This window comes from Paenibacillus nanensis, from assembly GCF_003583765.1.
Taxonomy (GTDB): Bacteria; Bacillota; Bacilli; order Paenibacillales; family Paenibacillaceae; genus Pristimantibacillus; species Pristimantibacillus nanensis.
This window is the reverse complement of sequence record NZ_QXQA01000002.1, coordinates 568,208-589,815: the sequence shown is the minus strand read 5'-3', so window position 1 is coordinate 589,815 and position 21,608 is coordinate 568,208. Positions and strand designations below refer to the sequence as shown.

The 21,608-nt window shown below is 51.7% G+C and carries 14 protein-coding genes; 12 read left to right on the top strand and 2 right to left on the bottom strand.

Annotated features, from left to right (window positions below):
- Positions 1-66 precede the first annotated feature (66 nt).
- From D3P08_RS05720 to D3P08_RS05685, 8 genes are all read left to right on the top strand, one after another.
- The gene (locus D3P08_RS05720) at positions 67-1,614 is read left to right on the top strand and encodes a response regulator transcription factor (protein WP_162848371.1); all 1,548 of its coding nucleotides are present in this window, start codon (positions 67-69) and stop codon (positions 1,612-1,614) included.
- A complete protein-coding gene (locus D3P08_RS05715; RefSeq protein ID WP_119598466.1) occupies positions 1,614-3,458 on the top strand; it encodes a cache domain-containing sensor histidine kinase in 1,845 nt (614 codons plus the stop codon). The genes D3P08_RS05720 and D3P08_RS05715 overlap by 1 nt, the downstream gene beginning before the upstream one ends.
- A complete protein-coding gene (locus tag D3P08_RS05710; protein WP_119598465.1) occupies positions 3,455-4,828 on the top strand; it encodes an ABC transporter substrate-binding protein in 1,374 nt (457 codons plus the stop codon). Before D3P08_RS05715 ends, D3P08_RS05710 begins: the two co-directional genes overlap by 4 nt.
- Before the next feature lie 131 nt (positions 4,829-4,959).
- Positions 4,960-6,330 carry an ABC transporter substrate-binding protein gene (locus D3P08_RS05705; protein ID WP_119598464.1) on the top strand — a complete coding sequence of 457 codons (1,371 nt, stop codon included), beginning with the start codon at positions 4,960-4,962 and terminating at the stop codon, positions 6,328-6,330.
- Between the two features lie 68 nt (positions 6,331-6,398).
- Positions 6,399-7,277: a carbohydrate ABC transporter permease gene (locus D3P08_RS05700; protein ID WP_162848382.1), complete on the top strand. Its 879-nt coding sequence runs from the start codon at positions 6,399-6,401 to the stop codon at positions 7,275-7,277.
- 13 nt (positions 7,278-7,290) lie between these two features.
- On the top strand, positions 7,291-8,118 hold the full coding sequence (locus D3P08_RS05695; RefSeq protein ID WP_119598462.1) for a carbohydrate ABC transporter permease: 828 nt from the start codon (positions 7,291-7,293) through the stop codon (positions 8,116-8,118).
- Positions 8,119-8,187: 69 nt separating this feature from the next.
- Positions 8,188-10,140: a glycoside hydrolase family 127 protein gene (locus D3P08_RS05690; RefSeq protein ID WP_119598461.1), complete on the top strand. Its 1,953-nt coding sequence runs from the start codon at positions 8,188-8,190 to the stop codon at positions 10,138-10,140.
- Between the two features lie 166 nt (positions 10,141-10,306).
- Positions 10,307-12,352, top strand: coding sequence for a CBM35 domain-containing protein (locus D3P08_RS05685; protein WP_119598460.1), 2,046 nt, complete (start codon positions 10,307-10,309; stop codon positions 12,350-12,352).
- Positions 12,353-12,604: 252 nt separating this feature from the next.
- Here the strand turns inward: D3P08_RS05685 and D3P08_RS05680 are convergent, their stop codons facing one another.
- Positions 12,605-13,030, bottom strand: a complete 426-nt coding sequence (locus D3P08_RS05680; RefSeq protein ID WP_119598459.1) for a DUF488 domain-containing protein — start codon at positions 13,028-13,030, stop codon at positions 12,605-12,607.
- A 136-nt stretch (positions 13,031-13,166) separates the two neighbouring features.
- Complete coding sequence (locus D3P08_RS05675; protein WP_119598458.1) at positions 13,167-14,048, bottom strand: LysR family transcriptional regulator; 882 nt, start codon at positions 14,046-14,048, stop codon at positions 13,167-13,169.
- Positions 14,049-14,161: 113 nt separating this feature from the next.
- Between D3P08_RS05675 and D3P08_RS05670 the strand changes: the two genes are divergently transcribed.
- The 4 genes from D3P08_RS05670 to D3P08_RS05655 all read left to right on the top strand — a co-directional run bounded on the left by D3P08_RS05670 (position 14,162) and on the right by D3P08_RS05655 (position 21,608).
- A complete protein-coding gene (locus D3P08_RS05670) occupies positions 14,162-15,550 on the top strand; it encodes an MFS transporter (protein WP_119598457.1) in 1,389 nt (462 codons plus the stop codon).
- A gap of 139 nt (positions 15,551-15,689) precedes the next feature.
- A complete protein-coding gene (locus D3P08_RS05665; RefSeq protein ID WP_119598456.1) occupies positions 15,690-16,415 on the top strand; it encodes a 3-ketoacyl-ACP reductase in 726 nt (241 codons plus the stop codon).
- A gap of 580 nt (positions 16,416-16,995) precedes the next feature.
- On the top strand, positions 16,996-19,125 hold the full coding sequence (locus D3P08_RS05660; RefSeq protein ID WP_119598455.1) for an alpha-amylase family glycosyl hydrolase: 2,130 nt from the start codon (positions 16,996-16,998) through the stop codon (positions 19,123-19,125).
- Positions 19,119-21,608, top strand: a complete 2,490-nt coding sequence (locus D3P08_RS05655) for an InlB B-repeat-containing protein (protein ID WP_119598454.1) — start codon at positions 19,119-19,121, stop codon at positions 21,606-21,608. Before D3P08_RS05660 ends, D3P08_RS05655 begins: the two co-directional genes overlap by 7 nt.

The window sequence follows — 21,608 nt, the reverse complement described above, 5'->3', positions numbered from 1 at the left end:
CTATTTTTTTAACAATTATTCGATTATATTTTAATGACAGCGTTTTCATATAGAGGGGGACAGGATATGTTAACCTTGCTAATCGTAGACGATGAGCCGCGGCAGGTAAAAGCATTGTCTGTCATCATTGCCAAGAAGCGGCCGGATTATCGCATTATCGAGAAGACGGATGCCGAGGAGGCTTGGTCGGTAATCGAGAAGGAAAGTATAGATGCCGTACTGACGGATATTCGGATGCCGGGCACGGATGGGCTAGCGCTGCTTGAACGCATTCACCAGTATAGACCGGAAATGATGACGGTCCTAATAAGCGGTTACGCGCAGTTTGATTACGCCAAGCAAGCGATTCAGCATGGGGTTGTCGAATATGTAGTCAAACCGATCGGTATGGCGGATATCGATCGCATCATCAACGCGCTCGAGGAGCGGGCCCGCAAAGAACGAAAGCGCAAGGAAACGTTGGCCCTGTATCAGGAGCATCTATGGCAATCCATGATTAAGGGGACGTTAAGCGATAGACAGCGCACGGAGCTTGGGCAGCTGATGCCGGCGGAATGTCCTGGCATGGCCTTGATCCTGGATTTAGGCAAAGAAGAGAAACAAGCCCGCGACTTCCTTGCAAGCTGGAAAACCGTATTGGACCCGGTCGGGCAAAACGTTTCGTTCGCCGACTCCGTCACCGGACGGATCGCTACATTCGTTTGGCTGAACCGGTATTACGCGGCCAAGCCTTCCGAAACGGTGAGCCGAATCAGCCGGCTCTTTGAGAGCTGGAAGTCGGATCAGTCAGAAGGCGCTGTGCTTGGCGCAAGCACGCTCCGTCCGAATTTGACGGCTGAATTGGTAGAATCCTTCGGGGAAGCGGAATTAGCGCTTCGGCATCGCTTCTATTTGCCCGAGCCTGCCATCTTATGGGGGTCGGATATTCGGCCTTTTGCTGACAAACCAGCCGCTAAGCCCATTGAAATCGCGGAGCAGCTCATGCTGGCTGTCAAGGCGGGAGAGCGGTATAAAGCTGCGGATCTGGTCAACGCGTTGTTCCAGCTGCCGCCGTCGCCTCCTTTTCCGGACCCTAACCTTATAAAGGATCAGATTGTTCCGGTTTTATGGCATATGCGGGATGAGATGAAAGCTATGATTGCTGAGGAGGAAACGGCTGCTCTTATTGACAGCTATAAGGTTAGGCTGGACAGCGGTGAGAGCTTCGGAGAGTTGCGGTACCATTTCAAACAGCTGGTTGAGCGAATTATCGAGCTCTCTGCGGCTTATCGGCAAGACAAGAACAGCCTTCTCATTCTGAAATGTCAAACCTATCTACAAGAGCGTTATATGGAGGATATCTCTTTGGAATCGGTAGCAGCCATGTTTCATTTTAACGCCTCATATTTCAGCAACCTATTTAAAAACAAGACAGGCATTAACTTTTCGGAGTATCTAATCGATCTGCGCGTGAAGCATGCTGAGCGGATGCTGGCCCAGTCCAATGAGAAGATTCATCAAATCGCTAGAAAGACGGGTTTTCATAACATCTCCTACTTTAATAAAATGTTCAAGCGCAAAACAGGGGTTTCGCCGAACTCCTTTCGCAAGCTGAACGGACAAGGCGGCCGGTAATGTCCAATTTCATGGCCAAGATCAGAGACAGCCGTCTCCATACCAAGCTGCTCATTACTTATCTGATCCTTCTACTGATAACCGTCTCCATCTTCAGTATTAGCGACTATCGGCTTAACCGGGACACGCTGCTCGAGATGGCGCAGAAGGACGTCTACACGATCGTTCGAAAAAACAATGAGCTCATCGATGTCAAAATGTCCCGTATCCGCGAAATGATCTATGGGTTTACCGAAGATTCTGATTTTTACCGGATCATAGCGGAATTGGACCCGAACGATGAGACAGGGGTGCTTGCCGCCGATCTTGAAATCAAAAATATATTGAACAAATACTTTGCGCAGTCTCAGGATCTGTACTCTGTGCAGGTAGCAGCTCCCTACTATGTTTTCGGAAATGCTTCATCCGCCAACAGCGAGCACGCCAAAAATTTCATTCCGATCGACGGGTTCGCTGAATCCCGATTGAAGCGTATCGCGCAAGAAGCGGAAGGCAGAACGGAATGGGTGGCGACCTATGATTTTGCCGAGATGTTCGGAATCGAGTATTTGAAGCCGCTGAATTATGACTATAAGTATCTATTCTCTGCCGTGACGCATCTGCAAGGCTCCTATCTTCAAGAGAATAACCGCAAGTATGAGGAGCTCCCGGAGAAGCCGATCCTCGTGCTCAACTTCAAGGACACGATGTTTAAGAACATATTCGAAGACAGCATTCCAGTGGAAGGAAATACGTACTTTGTTATGGATGAGAATGGCTATATCGTATCGCACCCAGACAGCTCCAAGCTGTCCACCCGATTCCAAATCCCTGAACTGGACGAGATCATGCATGCCAGTCACGGCGTTCGAATGCTGAAGATCGACGGGTCGGAGAAGGTTGTCGCATTCGCGAAGTCTGAGGTTACGGGGTGGATGAGTATGGCCTTCATCCCGCCAAGCGAACTGCTGGAGCCTGTTGTTCAGCAGTACATGCGGAATTTGCTTATTTCAATCGGGATCATTACGTTGCTTTTTTTGACCTTATCGGTATTTCTATCGAGGCTGATTACACAGCCCTTTCGATTGATGATCCGGGCAATCGCGAATACGGGGGAAGGCCGTTTCGAAACCCGCTTTGAGGAGAAAGGCAGCTACGAATTCAAGGTCTTGATGAAGAAGTTCAATGACATGAACGAGAATATTAAGAGGCTGATTCAAGACAATTATGAGCTGCAAATTCGCGAGAAGGAAGCCGAGATTAAAGCGCTCAATATGCAGCTGGACCCGCATTTTATGTACAACACACTCAATATGGTCAGCCTTATGGCGCTGGAAAAGGGGGAAATGGAGGTCAGCGAGGTCGTCATCAGCTTGTCTAATATGATGAAATATATGGTGAAGACCGATACGGCGCAGGTCAGCTTCCGGGATGATCTGTCCTACCTCCAAGGTTATGTCACGATTATGGGCAAGCGGTTCGAAGGCGTCTTCCAGGTCGAGTATCAGATTGATCCCGAAATGCTGGACAACACTGTGCCCAAGTTCTTCCTTCAGCCTCTTGTTGAAAATGCCTTCGTGCATGGCTTTAAACAGATGAAAAGCGGCGGAATATTGCGGATCAGCTGCTATTACGAAGCTGGCGTTCAAGTATACAAAATCGAGGATAACGGAGCAGGGATGGATGCTTCGCAGCTCGGGAATCTGATGACAGACCATCATCATGTCGGGATGGCGAATGTGGATCGGAGAATTCGGATCTTATATGGCGATCAGTATGGCATTTACATTCAATCCGTTCCCGGACAAGGCACTACGGTTATGGTTTCATTGCCGGCCGGACGAGAAAAGGTGGGACTAGTATGAAAAGCAGAGCTTTATTTGCAGTTCTCGCCATAGGGGCGATAGCTGGGGTCGTATGGCTGCTCTTGCGCCCTCCGGCAGCTCCGTCCGAGGATAGTTCCGTCAAGGGCGGAGATCGGCAAGAGGTGACGCTCAAATTCACGTATTGGGGCTCTGTCGAAGAAAAAAACGCGATCGAGAACGCTCTAAGCCGCTTTAGCGAAGCCTACCCATGGATCAAGGTGGAAGCGACGCAGCTTCCGAATTCCGATTTTAATACGAAGATGCTTTCCCTATCTGCCTCCAATGATGAGCCTGATATTTCGTACATGACAACAGAGCTGGGTGAAGTTTTCGCGCGCAACCATAAATTTGTGAACCTATTAGATTTTTTGGAACGGGATCCGGAGCTGAAGAAAGAAGACTTCCTCGATTATCTTTGGTATTATTCGAGTCCTGACTTTGCATGGGGGATAAGCACGGCTGCCGAGAGCTTTGGACTGTTCTACCGGCGGGATCTGTTAGGGCAAGCCGGCGTATCGCCTCCTCCCGCGAAGGCGGAGGAAGCATGGACATGGGAGCAATTCGTCGAGGCGGCACAGAAGCTTACGCTCGATCGGAACGGAAGAAATGCAGCGGACCCGCTGTTCGACAGCAATCATATTGTGCGTTACGGCGTGATGTTCGAGACATGGGTAGAGCCGCTTAATAATTTTATCTTTAGCAACGGCGGAGAGTGGATCAGTCCGGATGGACGGCAATTTACGCTGAATTCTCCGCAGACGGCGGAGGCCATTCAGAAGCTGGCCGACTTAACGAACGTGTATCATGTCGCGCCGTCGCCGTATGCTTCCAAGCAGCTGCCGTCATTAAACGTTGCGCTGCAGGCCGGGTTGACGGCTATGATTATTGATGGTCAATGGATCAATCTCGATCTGGGCAAAGCCAAGACGGATTACGATATCGGCGTATTGCCCAAGCTGAAGAAAAGCGTGACGGTAGGACTAAGCGGAGCTACCGTCATCTACCAATCGTCCAAGCATCCGGAAGAAGCATGGCTGCTGTACAAGTGGCTTTCCGATCCGAATAAGGCCATAGAGCTGTATGCGGATGGATTATGGATGCCGGTATTTAAACAATGGTATACCGATCCTGCCCTTATTGACCGGTGGGTGAATGCGAATCCTGCCGCGCACCCGCCCGGATTTAAGGATGCGATGATGCGTCAGCTTCTGGAGAACGGCATTCCGAGCGTCGGCTATTATCTGCACAATCAGAAAGAAATTTATCCCGAAGTGACTGCGGGGCTGCTGCCAGTCCTGCAGGGCGAGAAGAGCGCGCAGGAGGCGCTCGACGATATCGCAGAGCAGGTCGGAAAGTATTTCTCGCAATAATCGTGTTATTATCCAAAGATGTTACAAGATTAGTCCCTCCATCGGTTTGGTATAGTGACTGTGCAGTGATTGAAAGCGCTATTATGCGCACCGTCGCTGACATCATACTAAAACTGGTGGAGGGTCTTTCTATGAAGAAAAGAGCAATGGCGCCGGTCATGATTCTGCTACTGATGCTGGCGATGCTGGCATCCGCATGCGGATCGAGCGAATCGAACAACGGCTCCGGCGATCCGGTCAACGCGGATAAGAATAACGCGTCCGAGAACGGAAAAGAGCAAGAGAAAGAACAGATCACGCTGAAGTTTATGGGTTGGGAGGTCTCGCCGCTCGAAACGGAAAGCGTCAAAAAAGGCCTCGAGCGGTTCATGCAAGAAAACCCGCATATCAAGGTCGAATATACGACGATCCCGGGCGGCACGCAGTACGTCGCCAAGATGCAGGCGCTTGAGCTTGGCGGAGAAGCGCCGGACGTCTACTTCCTGCAGAGCGACTACTACCGTGACTTTGCGGAAGCCGGCAGACTTCTTGATATTACGGATAAGGTAAACGCGGAAGGTCTAGCAGCCGACCTGATCGACTCAGCTGTTGAGCTGAGCACGGTTGACGGCAAGTATTTCGGCATCGAGTCTTGTATCGTCGCTCCGGTTATGTTCTATAACAAGGATCTCTTCGATAAAGCGGGAGTCCCTTATCCGCCAAGCAGCCCCGACCAAGCATGGACATGGGAGCAATTCGTTGAAGTCGCGAAGCAAATGACAGTCAAAAATGGCGATAACGTCGAGCAGTACGGCGTTTACGGTCTGGAAAACTACTATATGACGATAGCGGCCATTATGAGCAATGGCGGCAACTGGTTCACGGAGGATCTGACGGCTTCCGCCGCGAACACGCCGGAAGTGAAGGAAGTGCTTACAGCGATCTCCGATCTTCGGAAGGTGCATGGCGCGAGCCCGGAAGCGAAGCTGCTGACGAATAGCGGCATGAGCGCGGCGCAGATGCTGCAAACAGGTAAAATCGCGATGCTCATAGAAGGATCCTGGGGGCTTCAGGAAATCGCGAATATGAACTTTAATGTCGGCATGGCGGTCCTTCCGAAATTCGATGAAGCTATTACTCACGGGCAAGCGCATTTGCACGTCGCTTCTGCCAATACGGAGCACCCGGAAGAAGCATGGCAGCTCATCAAGTTCTTGTCCTCCGAAAGCTACCAGCTGCAAAACGTGAAGGCCGGTCTGTGGCTGCCTAACCACAAATCGCTTTATACGGAAGAGGGGATTGCCAAATGGTTAACGGATGGCGTGCATCCTGAAGGCTTTACGGATCTCATTCCGTATTTCTTGAACTCCAAGACATATCCATACGCAATGCTGAGCAGTCAGCGCATTCAGGACAATACAACAGCTGAATTGGATAAATTCTTCTACGGCGCCCAATCGGTGGACGATACGGTTAAAAATATCGAAAAACAGACAAACGACATTCTAGCCAGCAAGAAGTAAAAGCGATTAACTCCCCGGACGGAAGCCAGCTTCTTTCCGGGGAGCTTTCACCGAGGGGGGAGACCATGATGCAACGAAAGCTTTTTTATAAGGACGGATTCTGGGCAACGGTCATGCTGCTGCCCAATATTGTCGGATTTCTAATGTTCCTTCTTCTTCCGGTGCTTGCAACGTTCGTCATCAGCTTCTCGAATTGGGACATGATTGACGCGTTCAAGTTTAACGGATTAACGAACTACAAGCATCTGACCGAGGATCCTGTATTTCATCAAGTGCTGGGCAACACGTTCTATTTCACGCTAGTCAGTGTTCCGATCGGCATCGCTTTATCGCTGCTGCTGGCTGTGTTTCTCAATCAGAAGCTGAAATTTATCCGTTTCTACCGCGCGGCATTCTTCCTGCCGGTTATCTCCTCCATGGTCGCCGTCTCCGTTATCTGGCAATGGATTTATAATCCGGAGTTCGGACTTTTGAATTATGCTCTTTCCTTCTTGGGCATCGACGGGCCGACTTGGCTGACCAGCGCCTCATGGGCGATGCCGGCCGTTATCGCAACCAGCATTTGGAAGAGTCTCGGATTTAATATGCTTATCTTTTTGGCAGGACTGCAATCCATATCGGATGATTATTATGAGGCGGCGTCTATAGACGGCGCGAGTAAGGTGAGGCAATTTTTCAGCATTACGGTACCGCTGTTATCGCCTACGACGTTTTTCGTTACGGTCATGTCGATTATTAATTCCTTCCAGGTGTTCGACGCCGTCTATTTGATGACGCAAGGCGGACCGGCGAGATCGACGTCTGTGCTCGTCTATTACATTTTCCAGAACGCCTTTCAATATTTCCAAATGGGTTATGCCAGCGCAATGGCGTATGTTCTGTTCTTTATCGTACTGATCATTACGTTAATCCAATTTTGGCGGCAGAAAAAAATAAGCATCTATTAAAAGGGAGGACGCTATGAAGGAACGAATCTGGGTAAAATCGACAGCGCATCTATTTCTGCTTCTCGGATCGCTCGTAATGCTCTTCCCTTTCATTTGGACGATATGTACTTCCTTGAAGGATTCAAGCGAAGTGTTCACATACCCTCCGAAATTTTTCGGTGAACAGCTGAAGTGGGGCAATTACGAACGTATGACCGAGCGGTTTCCGTTCTATCAATTCTTTTTTAACTCTCTCAAAATTACAGTTATCGTTGTCATAGCGCAGCTGATCACAAGCTCGATGGCGGGATTCGTGTTTGCCCGGCTCAGATTCAGAGGACGCGACGGCTTGTTCGGCCTGTATTTGGCCACGCTGATGGTCCCGGCGCAAGTGACGATGATCCCGACGTTCCTGCTCATGAAATATTACGGGCTATTGGACACGCATTGGTCGCTCATCCTGCCAGGCGCCGTCTCGGCATTTGGAACGTTTCTGCTGCGGCAGTTCTTCATCGGTATTCCTAGCGCGCTTGAGGAAGCGGCGAAGATCGACGGCTGTACGCCATTCGGCATCTACTGGCGAATATTCATTCCGCTGTCTCAGCCCGCGCTTGCAACTTTGGGCATTTTTATCACGATGGGGACATGGAACGATTTTATTAACCCGTTGGTATTCTTGAGCTCGATGGATAAAATGACGCTGACACTGGGGCTCGCCAATATGCAGGGATTGTATTCGACGGATTGGCCGGCGTTAATGGCTGCGACCGTTATTACGGTATTGCCGATTTTGATCGTGTTCCTAATGGCGCAGGACGCCTTTGTGAAGGGCGTAACGCTGTCCGGTCTGAAGGGCGAGTAAGAATCGCAGGAATATATATCTTATGGATGACTACAACATAGGTGGTGACTGTCATTGGAGCTTACTAAGATGAAACAGATGCAGGTGTTGCCGCTGAGCGACATCAAGATCGAGGATCGCTTTTGGTCGGAGTACATCCGTCTCGTGCGCGAAGTCGTCGTGCCCTACCAATGGGAGACGCTGAACGATCGCGTTCCGGATGCGGAACCGAGCAGAGCGATTCGAAATTTTCGGATTGCCGCCGGGGAGGAGTCCGGCGAGTTTTACGGCATGGTGTTCCAGGACAGCGATGTCGCGAAGTGGCTGGAGGCCGCAGGATATTTGCTTCAAAGCGGGCGTGATCCCGAATTAGAGAGAATCGCGGATGACCTTGTTGATTTAATCGTGAAAGCGCAGCGCGAGGACGGCTATCTGAATACCTATTACATGCTCAAGGAGCCAGGCAACGAGTGGACGAATCTTTGTGAATGTCATGAGCTCTATACAGCGGGACATCTCATTGAAGGCGCTGTCGCTTACTTTCAAGCGACTGGAAAGCGGGCGATCCTGGATGTCGCTTGTAAATTTGCGGATTACATTGATTCGGTATTCGGGCCGGAGCCAGGTAAGCTTCAAGGTTATGACGGCCATCAGGAGATTGAGCTTGCCCTTGTCAAATTGTATGAAACGACGGGGGAGGAGCGCTATCTAAGGCTTAGTCAATTCTTCTTGAATGAAAGAGGCAAGGAGCCGCATTTCTATGACAAAGAATATGAAGAGCGCGGCCAAACCGTTCATTGGGGCTCGGATTTTATGGTCAAGAACCGGTCCTACAGCCAAGCGCAGGCGCCAATTCGGGAGCAGACAAGCGCCGAAGGGCATGCTGTCCGTTTAGTCTACATGTGCACAGCGATGGCTGATGTCGCCGCGAAAACCGGCGATTCCGGGCTTCTCCAGGCTTGCCGCCGGTTGTGGAACAATATCGTAACCAGGCGCATGTACATTACGGGCGGTATCGGCTCCATGGCGCAGGAGGAGTCGTTCACGTTAGACTATGATTTGCCGAACGACACAGCTTACGCCGAAACCTGCGCCTCGATCGGTCTGATCTTCTTCGCGCAGCGCATGCTGCGGATCGAACCGCATCGGAGGTATGCGGATGTGATGGAAAAAGCGCTGTACAATACCGTCTTAGGCGGCATGGCCAAGGACGGCCGGCATTTCTTCTACGTGAACCCGCTCGAGGTATGGCCTGACGCCTGCGGCAAAAATCATGTGTACGACCATGTCAAGCCTGTCCGGCAGGGCTGGTTCGGCTGCGCCTGCTGCCCGCCGAATGTCGCAAGGCTGCTGGCATCGCTTGGCCAATACATTTACACGGCGAATGAGAATGCGGTCTATGTGCATTTGTATGTCGGCGGAGAGGCGAATCTCACGATCCAAGATCATAAGGTGAAGCTGATCCAGCAAAGCGAGCTGCCATGGAGCGGTCGCGTACGGTTTACTGTTGAGCCCGAGACTCCTGTCCAATTCGAGCTTATGCTGCGTATGCCTGAGTGGACGGATAAGAGCGGAGTTAAGTTGACCGTTAACGGGGAATCCTGCACCATTCATACCATCAACGGATATGCGATTATACGCAGAAAATGGAAATCCGGCGACATTATCGAACTGGATTTGCCGATGCCTGTTATGCGTATGAAGGGTCATCCTCTTCTCCGCGAGACGGTCGGGAAGGTCGCTATTAGCCGCGGTCCTCTCGTCTATTGCCTGGAGGAAGCGGATAACGGGAAGCATTTGCATCAAATGTATTTACAGAGCAGCTGCGAGCTGAGCGTGGCATTTGAACCGGACCTCCTTGGCGGGGTATGCGTGATAAAGACGGAAGCGGAAAGACTTTCCCCGCGAAATTGGGAGGATGTTTTATATAAAGAGGATGCAAGGAATGAATACGAGCCAGCTGCAGCCACGTTTATACCGTATTTCGCATGGGCCAACCGAGGGGAAGGCGAGATGACAGTTTGGGTTAGAGAACACATCTAAGAATAGAACCGCCGCAAGCCCGATGAAAGATGTTCGAGGGAACGGCGGTTTTTTTCTATTTGCATATTAAAGCGCTTACTTGAGAGGAGGTGAGACAGCTTCTAAGGCAGTAAGATCCTTGAGCCGCAATAATTATTGAAATCCAATTATTGAAGGAGGAAATGAAATGAAGAAAAAAGGATTGCTGGTCTTATTGATTACCGCCTTGCTGGGCAGCATGCTCTCGGCGGGGCCGGTCTACGCTGCAAGCAATCTGACGGTGGACTTGTCCAATGTGATTGGCCCTGTAACGCATAGCGCCGGAGGTTCTCTCTACGGCGTCATCGAGAACAAACCGGACAACAACCTGTTTCTTCCGCTACGCGCCAAAGCCTATATAAACCCCGCTGTCGCCGGATATCAACAACCTTGGGGCGCCGTCATTCCGGTCGCGCAGCGCTTGGCTCCGTCCGGAAGTCAAGTGACGATCCGGCTGGCGGACTGGTTTACCGGCTGGTATGACTACACGAATTTGAATGACTGGTTCAATAAGGTGACGACGACCGTAAACGATGTGAAAGCAGCCGGCTTAACGAACGTCTACGGCTATGAAATATGGAATGAACCGGATGGCACGTGGAAAGGGCGTTATGTTGGGCAAATCGACTATAGCGACAGCTATGTGGAGTTCACCGTTAACGCTCCGACGGCCAAGTCGTATGCTATGACCGTTAGATACGCTAACGGCACCAATGCTGTTTCGACACATACGCTGAGCGTGAACGGTACAGGAGCAGGTTCGGTCTCCTACCCCGTCACCGGGGGATGGGTCGCCGACGCTAGCTCGGCATCCGTGACAGTCAACGTGAACTTGCGGGCCGGCAGCAACAAGCTTCGTTTCGGCAAAGGAGCCGGGTACGCGGAGCTGGATTACATCGATATTGCCGGCACGAGTCCGGTCAGGTATGAAGCGGAGAATGCAACGGTGAACCGCGCCAACTTGTTCAACAGCGGCTATGCTTCCTCGAATACGACCGGCAACCTAACGTTCAACGAGTTTTTCAGTCTGACTTACACCAAGCTGAAGCAGCTTGATCCGACAGCCAAAGCGATCGGTCCATCGTTTGCGACGTACCGGCATAACGCGATGCTCGATTTCATGACTTATCAGAAATCGAAAAACACGCTGCCGGAAATTACATCCTGGCATCAGCTCTGGGATGAAAATTTTACGGCGAATCATAACGATTATCGGGCGATCGAGAACTCACTCGGAATATCCGGGCGGCCGATCTCGATTAACGAATACAGCGGCAGGGGATATGCCGAGGTCGAGGGAATGCCTGGCGTGGTGGCGCCGCTCATCGCGAAATTCGAGCGGCTGCGCGTCGACACCGCGATGCAGAGCTATTGGGATGTGCCGTATCCGGGCAGGCTCGGCAGCTTGCTCGCGACCGACACGCAGCGCAACGGCGGCTGGTGGTTCTACAAATGGTACGGCGACATGTCCGGGAATATGGTAAGCGTGACACCCCCAAATGTGAACGATATCCGCGCCGTTGACGGTTTCGCCAACGTTGATTCGGCCAAGCGTTATGCGAGCGTACTGTTCGGCGGTGTAACGGACGGCTCGGTCAACGTCGTCATCAAGAACTTCCCGTCGTTCTTCGGCACGAACGGAAGCAAAGTGCGCGTGCGCGCGGAATGGACGCCGTTCGTGAACCGGACGACGCCAGTCAATACGACGAACACGCTGTTCGAGACTGAATATACGATCAGCAATAATCAAATTACCGTACCGATTAGCGGGCTCTACAACAACGACGGCTACCGGCTATACATTACGCCGGCAGGCCAGCCGACGAATGTGTACGAAGCGGAGGACGCGGCGGTCAATCATGCGAATATTGCGTCCGGCGCAAGCGCGTCCGGCGGCAAATATGTAGCCCAGATCGACTATAGCGACAGTTATGTGGATTTCTATGTCAAGGTTCCGACGACCAGGACCTACACCATGACGATCCGGTACGCTAACGGTACTGGAGCTAACTCGACGCACAATCTCGCCTATAACGGCGGAGCATGGTCGACGATCACCTACGCGCCTACGGCGGGATGGGGACAATTCGGCACAGTCAACGTGAATGTCAACCTGACCGCAGGCGACAACATTATTCGGCTGGCTAAGGGAAGCACAGGGTATGCGGAGCTGGATAACATTACGATCAATTAAATCGTACAAGATTTACATCCGCGTAAGGCCGTATCCTTGCACGATCCGGCCGGCACGGACAAAGAGGGGAACGAGATCGCGTTAATCGACATCCCCTCGGTACGGAGTCGGCGACGTGGCTAAGCGTATATTGGGGGAAGTGAAATGAAAGAACCTTGCGCCGGCAAGGTTCTTTCATTTTTTGCGTGCCCTTATAGAACCTTTTTGATCATTCGCTGATTTAATTGATGCTGCCGTCAGCAACTACGGTCGCTAGAAGAGCGTCATTTGTTCGACCGTTACCGGATTAAGTTCCGTGGATGTATACCCATATTCATCAAAAAACTTTCCGACCAGCCTTCGGTGACAATATCGATGATCCTTGCAAAAGCATACTAAGACTACGTTTTCACCTTTACGCAATCTCTTATATACATCTCGGAGCGCTTGAAGCTTGATGCCGGACTGCAGTTCAAAATTGAATTTTTCCTCAAATTCCGGCCACCAATCATAATTGTCGCTAGCCTTCCGCTTGCTCAGTAAAGCTTGGAAAAGCTGAGGAGAAGGGGCTAAATCTCGGACAATTTCAACTCGATCTATTTCCGGACCTGCTCTCGTAATGAGGAGAATGCTGGCATCAAAATCGATTTTTTTTAGGCCGGCGGGGTTAGAGGTGAATAATTGTCCGGTATGCGTCATTATTAATCCCCCCAATAAAATAGCATCCTAATTGTACCATCAACATACGTGAACCTTGCCTGTTTCTGCCTCGACACAATGCCTGAATGAGACCCGCGGTGGAGGAAACCTGACTGAATGCTTATTTCAATGTCGCCTACTGCTTGGACAGCTCCTCGAAATACTCGACGACGACCTCCCGGAAATCCAAAGCGCCCCGCGTAAGGAATCGGCTTTTGTGCCATAACAGAGCGATTTCCCTCTCTATTTGATGCCCTTCAATTTCGAGAAAGCGGATCGGCGACTTATCATCTCTTGCCGTACTCGGCATAAAGGCGATTCCGACTTCAGCCTCCACAAGGGCGCTTAACCTTGCTGGTTCATCCCCCTCATAGATGTAATAGGGTTCGAAACCGACCGATTTACAGGCAGCGTCCACCGTATCGCGGATCCCATAACCGCTTTTTACCCCTACAAACTTCTCTTCTCTGAGTTCCGACAACGACACGCGGGTCTGTTTGGCCAGCCGATGCCCGCACGGAACGGCCACCTGGATCGGGTCAACGAATACGATCCGGCATTCGAAGTCCTCCTCATGGACAGGCGGGGATGATAAGCAGAAATCTACATCTCCCCGGTGGAGGAGCGTAACCATTTCTTGCAAATTCAACATTTGCACGTGAATTTGGATATTGTTCCGTTTCCTCTGAAACGCTCGAAGAATACCGGGTAGCGTGCTGGCGGTCGTGACCGCTAATTCGAGCGTGCCTTGCTCCGGGTCGATCAAATCGCGGATCTCCTGCCTCCCCTGTTCCAGCTCGAACAAAGCTCTTTCCGCACGGTAAAGGAATCGCTCGCCGAACTCGTTCAATCTCAGTTTACGGCCAGTTCGATGAAAGAGAGGGGCTCCTACATTTTCCTCAAGGCGCTGAATCGTTCGACTGAGCGAAGATTGCGTAACGTGCAGTGCTCGCGCGGCCTCGGTCATGTGCTCCAAGCGGGCTACGGTTAGAAAATATTGCAGCTGAAGCATTTCCATCCGGACAGCCTCCAATCATTCCTTTGAATACATGACATTATACCTTAAAATGCGTTGGAGTAAATGAACTCTTTTCAAGTAACATAGCGTTAAAAGAACAAGGGGATGTTGCCATGAGTGCTAGAAGCAGATGGCTGATGCTAGCGGTCGGCCTTGGAGTATCGCTGAATCCGTTAAATTCGTCGATGATCGCGGTCGCGATCGCAAGGCTGCAGCATGTGTTTAAATTGGAATATACGGTCGTATCTTGGCTTATTTTTTCCTTCTATATCGCGAGCGCGGTCACACAACCCGTCATGGGCAAGATGAGCGATTTGTTCGGGCGAAGAAAAATTTTTCTCGCTGGGCTTGTCATTTCTTTCATCTCTTCCGTGTTGGCCCCCTTTTCGCCCCATTTCGGATGGCTCGTCGTGTCTCGCGTTGTGCAGTCGATTGGGACAAGTATGATGATTGCGGTGGGGATGGCCATTGTTCGTGTTCATATCACGGAGAAACAAGCGACGGCACTGTCCGTTCTGTCGATCTTCCTGTCCGGGGCGGCAGCCATCGGTCCTTTCGCCGGGGGGATCTTGCTTAGGTGGTGGGATTGGCCTGCGATCTTTGTTGTCAATCTTCCTTTCACCGCAGCCAGCTTTCTAATCGCTTGGAGAATGATTCCTAAGGATGAAGCGGCTGCCCCCCAAGCCGGCCGCGCTTCTATCCGCAGCTGGTTGACAAAGATTGATGCTTTAGGCATTTTGTTCTTCACGGTTAGTCTGATAGCCCTGCTCGTCGGTTTACTGTCGGTCAGCTCTTCCGGGAATATCACGTTATGGAGTGGGATTGCCATGGGAATCGGACTCGTGGCGCTAGGGACGTTCATCCGACATGAGGTTAATACGGCGTCGCCTTTCATTCCACTCCGTACATTCAAGCAGTATCCGGCCATGTTCTCGGTCAACGTTCAGTTCATGCTGGTTAACTTTCTTTTCTATACGCTATTTTTCGGGCTTCCTTCATACTTGCAAATCGTTCGCCATGTCAGTGAGTTTCAAACCGGTATCCTGATGCTGACCTTAGGCGTGAGCTCGCTTATTGCGTCGCCCATTGCAGGCAAATGGGTTGATCGAGCGGGACCCAGACCCGCAATGGCGGTGTCCGCAATCTTAATGATGTTAGGTTCGGCGTGGCTCGCAGCCTTGAAAGAAACGTCGCCGGTCATCCATGTGTGCTTTGCGCTCACGGCATTTGGGATTGCCAACGGGCTAAACGCCGTCGGTATGCAAGCAGCGTTGTTCAAAAGTTCGCCGAAAGACATGATTGGCGTCGCATCCGGACTCTTCAATACATCGCGGTATTTGGGTACGATTTTATCCTCTCTATTGACAGGAATCATTATGGGAGGGACGTTCAGCTTTGCAGGATTTCAGTTGCTTAGCGCAATGCTCACCTTCATAGCTTTGGCGCTGGTCATTTTAGGTGTGAGATTCAGAGTCTCTGAGCAATTAGAAGGTGAAGTTTAACAGCTCCATATGGCTTCTTTTTTGCTTTGCATGGTGTTACATCCTCGGTCAAAACGAAGCGTCAATGCATAATTTCGTAATGGGCATCGCACTTTAGTATAATCAAGAGGTGATATAGAAATGGAGAGGAGATGCAGCAATGGCCCAATCGTTAAAAGGAAAAGCAGCAATCGTAACTGGTGCGGCAAGAGGGATTGGTAAAGCAACGGCTGTCGCATTGGCGAAAGAAGGTGTAAACGTTGGCTTGATTGCCAGGAATGAAGCTTCCTTGAAGGAAGTTGCCGCCGAACTTAAGGGACTGGGCGTTAGAGCGGTTTATGCAACTGCCGATGTCTCCATCAAGGAGCAAGCGGAAGCGGCGGTTGAAGCGCTGAGAAGTGAGCTAGGCCCCGCTGACATCCTAATCAATAATGCGGGCATTGCAACATTCGGCACTGTATTGGAGATGGATCCAGAAGAGTGGAAACGGATCATCGACACGAATCTGCTGGGCACCTATTATGTCACGCGTGCGGTGCTGCCCCAGTTGATTCAGAAGAATGGCGGAGATATCATCAATATTTCCTCCACCAGCGGACTTGCCGGAGCGGCTACTTCAAGCGCTTATAGCGCATCGAAGTTTGCGGTGATCGGATTTACGGAATCGCTAGCGCAAGAGGTGCGTCGCAGCAATATTCGGGTAACGGCCCTGAACCCTAGTACTGTTGCTACGGATCTGGCGCTTGATCTCAATCTTATCAAGGAAAACAACGACTCGAAGTTCATGCAGGCGGAAGATATAGCGGAAGTAATCGTCAATCAGCTGAAGCTGAATCCTCGCATCTACGTGAAGACGGCAAGCTATATCGCGACTAATCCATACTGAATGAATGAGCTCGAACATGCTCCTCGCTTGGTCTAAGACTAAGCGGGGAGTTTTTTTGATTCGGACGGGAGGCTGCAAAATTTATCTACTCTATTTCGTGGATTTATCCTACCTGGCGTGCAGATGTGAAACAAGAAAGGGAGTCCCCATGTATTCCGCTGCACCCGGGACTTTTTGAATTGTATGCGCACCGGCCTGAGTTAGATATTCGGATGAAAAGAAGATAGAAAATTTTCGGTACGATTTTTTATTTTGCATAATAATCGTCTACACTCGCAACCGATCTCTACCTTGGAATCCGTTTAGCGGTGGTATATTTAAGGGGAAAATTAGATTCACCACAGATGGTATGGAAATGTCGGTGAAGAATGGGGAGCATCTCGCTATTGCGGAGTAATCGGATAGCCCCATTTGAAAGCGGATACATCAAGTGGATTACGATGAAGGCGGTGATAGGCACGGCATTGTATTTCAGCGGCAGTCTGCGTTTTTCGTGTAAAAGTGCTGGTGAAGCTGCCTTTTTACAGAGCATCTCTATTTTAGCATTCTCATTATAACAATAAGGAGATTGAACATTTTCATGAAACTGACAATTCAACACTTCCGAAAACGTTTCCTTAGCCTGCTTCTCGCTCTAGTGCTGACGGCTTCGGTCTTTACCGTGCCGACGGCTCAGGCCGAATCTTTGACGGATGCGCCGGTAACGGCAGCTGCTTCCACAGCGAGCAGCGCGCCCCCGGAAAGCATCCGGGATGGCGTTATTTTACACGCGTTTGACTGGAATTTGAGTGTCATAGAGGAGAACCTGCAGGCCATCGCTGACGCCGGGTACACGGCGATTCAGACTTCACCGATCATGGGCAGCGCCTCTGGGACCAACTGGTATTTTGCCTATCAGCCCAGTAACATGATCGCTGGCGGCAACGGCAACCGATATGGCGACCGGGACGCGTTTGTCAGCCTGACCACCGCCGCCGAAAAACTCGGCATCAAGGTCATCGTCGACGTGGTGGCTAACCACATGGGCAGCACCGCCAACTCTGATGCCCCGTGGAATGACAGCACACATTTCCACAACGTGACCAGCAGCGTAGGTTATAACGACCGTTTTCTTCTGACCCAGCCGAACATGATCAGCGGGCTTAGAGATTTGAACACGCACTCCACGTTCGTTCAAGATTCCTTCATCACGTACTTGAAGGATATGATTGACGCTGGCGCTAGCGGCTTCCGCTATGACGCCATCAAGCATATCGAGCTGGACGATGACGCGCCTTCCCCGGCAAGCGTGGCCGCGGGCGCAACGAATGAAAGATATAAAGACGGAAAGTTCGCAAGCGATTTTGTGAAAAATGTGACCGGCGCCGCCAAGGCCTACTTTGAGGAGAAAGGCAAGGAGAACTTCCAATACGGCGAGGTGCTGCAAGGGGGAGACCCGAACAACGACAGGATGGCCGGCTACGCCAAGTATATTGATTTGACCGCCTCCAAATACGGGCATGATGTACGCAGCGTCCTCGAGGTAGGGGACATCGGCCGTCTCGACAAATGGGCGGATTACGCCGCCGAAGGCCTGACGGCCGACAGGCTGGTCCCTTGGGTGGAATCCCACGACACTTACAATAACGAAGGGGAGTCCCTGAGCTTCAGCCCGAAGCAGATCAGGCAGGGATGGGCGATGATTGCTGCCCGCAAAGATGCTTCTCCGCTCTTCTTTGCCCGTAATATTAACGCCGACGGGACCCAGAGAACCAGCGTAAGGACCGCAGAGTATGTAAGTAATAGCCGTCCTCAGTGGAGCCATCCCGAAGTCGTGGCCGTCAACAAGTTCCACAACGCCATGGCGGGCCGCGACGAGAATCTGGTCAGTCTCGGTAACCATGCCGTCATGATCGAGCGCGGCACAGTCGCGGACGGCGGCGGCGCGGTGTTAATCAACACCAGTACGACCGACCGTGTTCTAGGCAGTGTGCCGGTGGAATTTTTGAAGGATGGCTATTATGTCAATGCCCTGAATCCGTCCAACGTCTTTACCGTATCAAACGGCAGGATCAGCGGTACGATACCCGGCAACCCTGCAAAACAATCTAACACCGATACCAGCGCCAACCCTGGCCTTGTGGTTTTAATAGAGCAAGAGGAAGCAGACGCCGCCATTCTGGCCGCTTTGCCGAACGATGACGATGTGATCGCCGGCAACAGCTTTACCGGCAGTCAGCTCCGGCTCAGAATGTCGGCCGTCCATGTGAGCAATGCCAGCTACGCCATTAACAACGGCGACGCCGTGAGCTTTGCCCATGACGATATCATCACCGTGAGCGCCAACTACAACGACCCTATCACCATCACGTTGGTGGGCAAGACGTCCGGAGGCAACTGGATCACCAAAGCATTTACTTACACGAGGGTCGAGCCTGGAGTCGTGGTTGCTCCGCCGGCCGAAGAGCCGACACATGTCAATGTTTATTTTTCCATCAACGGTAATGCGGACTTTGAGGCCTGGGCCAGCACCGGAGTGCGGGCTTACACGTTCAACCCCGAGCTGTTTGGCGGATGGCCCGGCGGTGCATTGACGAGAATGAAATACAATGGCGCCGATACCCATTGGTACACGATTAAGATGCCGCGTGCTGCCGTCGGCGGGATCATATTTAATAACAACAATTCAGGTCAACAAACCGATCAACCGGCATTACCGCCTCCATGCTGAATAATGAGCAATTATATTTCTATGGCGTCAGCACAGCAGCTTTAAACTTTAGCATCAATGGCTACACCGATAGCGGCGCCAAAGCGCGCGCCAACTGGGACACGGCCTTTGCTGCAGGCCATATCGGCTTCGCGGCGAGCGGCGTATTCCCGCCTGGACGCAACGGCGTGATATTTAACACGTCGGGCGGCAGCACGGTCGAGAGTCAATATGTTCGCGACGGGGAAAAGGCCACTCGGCCTGCAACCGACCCGACTCGCAGCGGTTATCTCTTCGACGGAAAATGGTACACCGATTCGGCCTTCACGCAGGAGTTTAATTTCGACACGCCTGTGGTTAATACCCTGGGAGACGATCATATTTACGCATTGACGCTTTACGCCGGATGGATCGAGCTGGAAGCCGACAAATTCCTGGTCGACTTCAATTCTCAAGGCGGCAGCAAGGTCATGTCCATCCCGAACGTAGCGGGCGGCAGCAAAATCACCGAGCCGGAACCGCCGGTAAGGAGCGGCTATACGTTCGAGGGCTGGTACAAGGATTCGGCTTACCACGAAGCTTGGAACTTTGACACGGACACTGTGACTGCGACGACGACGCTCTTCGCCAAGTGGGGCATGGAAACCTATACCATCACCTATAGGGATGGTGAGGCCGCCGCCGTCATGCCGGATAACGTGCCTGACACCTATACCGTTGAAACGGCGACGTTTAACTTGAGCGACCCGAGTCCTAAGGAAGGATATACCTTCGTAGGCTGGTTTACCGACCCGCAATTCAAGCCGAGCTCCAAGCTCGCCAGCGTTGCAGTCCATTCGATCGGCGATTTGACCCTCTACGCCCGGTTTACGGCGAATGCCTACACGATTACGCTGGATCCTCAAGGCGGGTCAGGCGGTACGGCAAGCGTATCGGTCAACTACGGCGGCAAGCTGCCGCTCGGAATCACCCTTCCTGAAAGGGCTGGCTATGCATTCCAAGGATTCTACGCGAACGATGACGGAACGGGCGAACCGTATTACAACCGCGACGGCGTCAGAGTATTTGCAGGCAATTGGTCGAACGCGTCCGTCAGCAGCATCTACGCTCACTGGTCGTTGATCATTCCGATTGAAACGATCCATGTTAGTGGTGATAACACGATAACAACAAAAGGCGGCACACTTCAATTAACAGCAGAGGTGCTGCCGGTAGATGCAACGAACAAGGCGGTCACCTGGTCTGTCGAAAATGGAACAGGAAGCGCAACGATCAATGAGTCGGGTCTGTTAACGGCTGTGAGCGATGGCACTGTAACCGTGAAGGCGACGGCTGCCGATGGTTCTGGCATCGTGGGGGCGAAGTCGATTACGATTAGCGGTCAAACAACGAGCAATCCAGGGCCTAGCCATCCGGGACCATCGGCACCGGCGCCAACAGGCGTAACGAAGGATGGAGACAAAGCGGTTGTGGAGCTCGGCAGCGGCATTACGTCGAAGTCCATTCCTGTACAGGATATCGGCGGCCTATCCCTCCAGGTGAAAGCCGCGAATGCGGTTTTAACGGTTCAAGCGGATGCGCTGAAGCAATGGCTGAGAGAGGCGGGCAATCCGTCCGGGGCAAGTATTGAAGTAACCGTTGCGCCAGTGACAACGGGAGATTTCGCGAATGTCCCGGCTGAAGGTGGAGAGGCGCGTGTGGAGGTAGCAGGCGCGGTCTATGACATTACGCTAAAGCTGAAGCACAACAACCAAGTAACCGACATTCGTAAGGTTGAGGGCGGCGTAGAAATCACCTTGCCTTATAACAATGAAGCTGATGAAGCTCTGCTAGGCGTTTATTATTACAATGAAGGAAGCAAAGCGTGGGAATATGCAGGAGGCAGCGTAGATGCTGCCAAGAATACCGTGACGGTTACTCTTGAGCATCTGAGCACCTACACGGTTCTGGAATATACGAAGTCATTCGCTGACGTTCCTTCGACCCACTGGGCTGCAAGGACGCTGGAAGTGCTGGCGGCGAAGCATATCATTAACGGCACAAGCGAGACGAATTTCACGCCGAATGGACGTACAACTCGCGCTGAATTCACCTCTTTGCTGGTGCGGGCGCTTGGCCTGACGAAAGCGGCAAGCACTGTTCCGTTCGGCGATGTTGGAGCGGGTGAGTGGTATGCGGAAGAAGTCGCGGTCGCTTATGAAGCGGGGCTTGTCTCGGGCGTATCGGAGAACAAATTCGATCCGAACGCGGCCATCACCCGTGAACAAATGGCGGTGCTGCTCGTTCGCGCCTATGAATACAAGAACAGCGCAATTATAGCGACTGGTCAAGAAACAGCCGATCTCGAGGATGGCTCAAGCATTTCCTCATGGGCTGTAGAGGGTGTGAATAAAGCCATCGCCGCAGGTCTTCTGCAAGGCAAAGGAAACGGAATATTCGATCCTGCGACTGACGCCAGCCGCGCCCAAACCGCGCAAGCCATCTTGAGCTTGCTCGAGCGATAA

Bases quoted from the DNA above. Each gene is read 5' to 3' on its own strand.
- D3P08_RS05720 (WP_162848371.1), top strand. From the start codon at position 67: ATGTTAACCTTGCTAATCGTAGACGATGAGCCGCGGCAGGTAAAAGCA.
- D3P08_RS05715 (WP_119598466.1), top strand. From the start codon at position 1,614: ATGTCCAATTTCATGGCCAAGATCAGAGACAGCCGTCTCCATACCAAG.
- D3P08_RS05710 (WP_119598465.1), top strand. From the start codon at position 3,455: ATGAAAAGCAGAGCTTTATTTGCAGTTCTCGCCATAGGGGCGATAGCT.
- D3P08_RS05705 (WP_119598464.1), top strand. From the start codon at position 4,960: ATGAAGAAAAGAGCAATGGCGCCGGTCATGATTCTGCTACTGATGCTG.
- D3P08_RS05700 (WP_162848382.1), top strand. From the start codon at position 6,399: ATGCAACGAAAGCTTTTTTATAAGGACGGATTCTGGGCAACGGTCATG.
- D3P08_RS05695 (WP_119598462.1), top strand. From the start codon at position 7,291: ATGAAGGAACGAATCTGGGTAAAATCGACAGCGCATCTATTTCTGCTT.
- D3P08_RS05690 (WP_119598461.1), top strand. From the start codon at position 8,188: ATGAAACAGATGCAGGTGTTGCCGCTGAGCGACATCAAGATCGAGGAT.
- D3P08_RS05685 (WP_119598460.1), top strand. From the start codon at position 10,307: ATGAAGAAAAAAGGATTGCTGGTCTTATTGATTACCGCCTTGCTGGGC.
- D3P08_RS05680 (WP_119598459.1), bottom strand. From the start codon at position 13,030: ATGACGCATACCGGACAATTATTCACCTCTAACCCCGCCGGCCTAAAA.
- D3P08_RS05675 (WP_119598458.1), bottom strand. From the start codon at position 14,048: ATGGAAATGCTTCAGCTGCAATATTTTCTAACCGTAGCCCGCTTGGAG.
- D3P08_RS05670 (WP_119598457.1), top strand. From the start codon at position 14,162: ATGAGTGCTAGAAGCAGATGGCTGATGCTAGCGGTCGGCCTTGGAGTA.
- D3P08_RS05665 (WP_119598456.1), top strand. From the start codon at position 15,690: ATGGCCCAATCGTTAAAAGGAAAAGCAGCAATCGTAACTGGTGCGGCA.
- D3P08_RS05660 (WP_119598455.1), top strand. From the start codon at position 16,996: ATGAAACTGACAATTCAACACTTCCGAAAACGTTTCCTTAGCCTGCTT.
- D3P08_RS05655 (WP_119598454.1), top strand. From the start codon at position 19,119: ATGCTGAATAATGAGCAATTATATTTCTATGGCGTCAGCACAGCAGCT.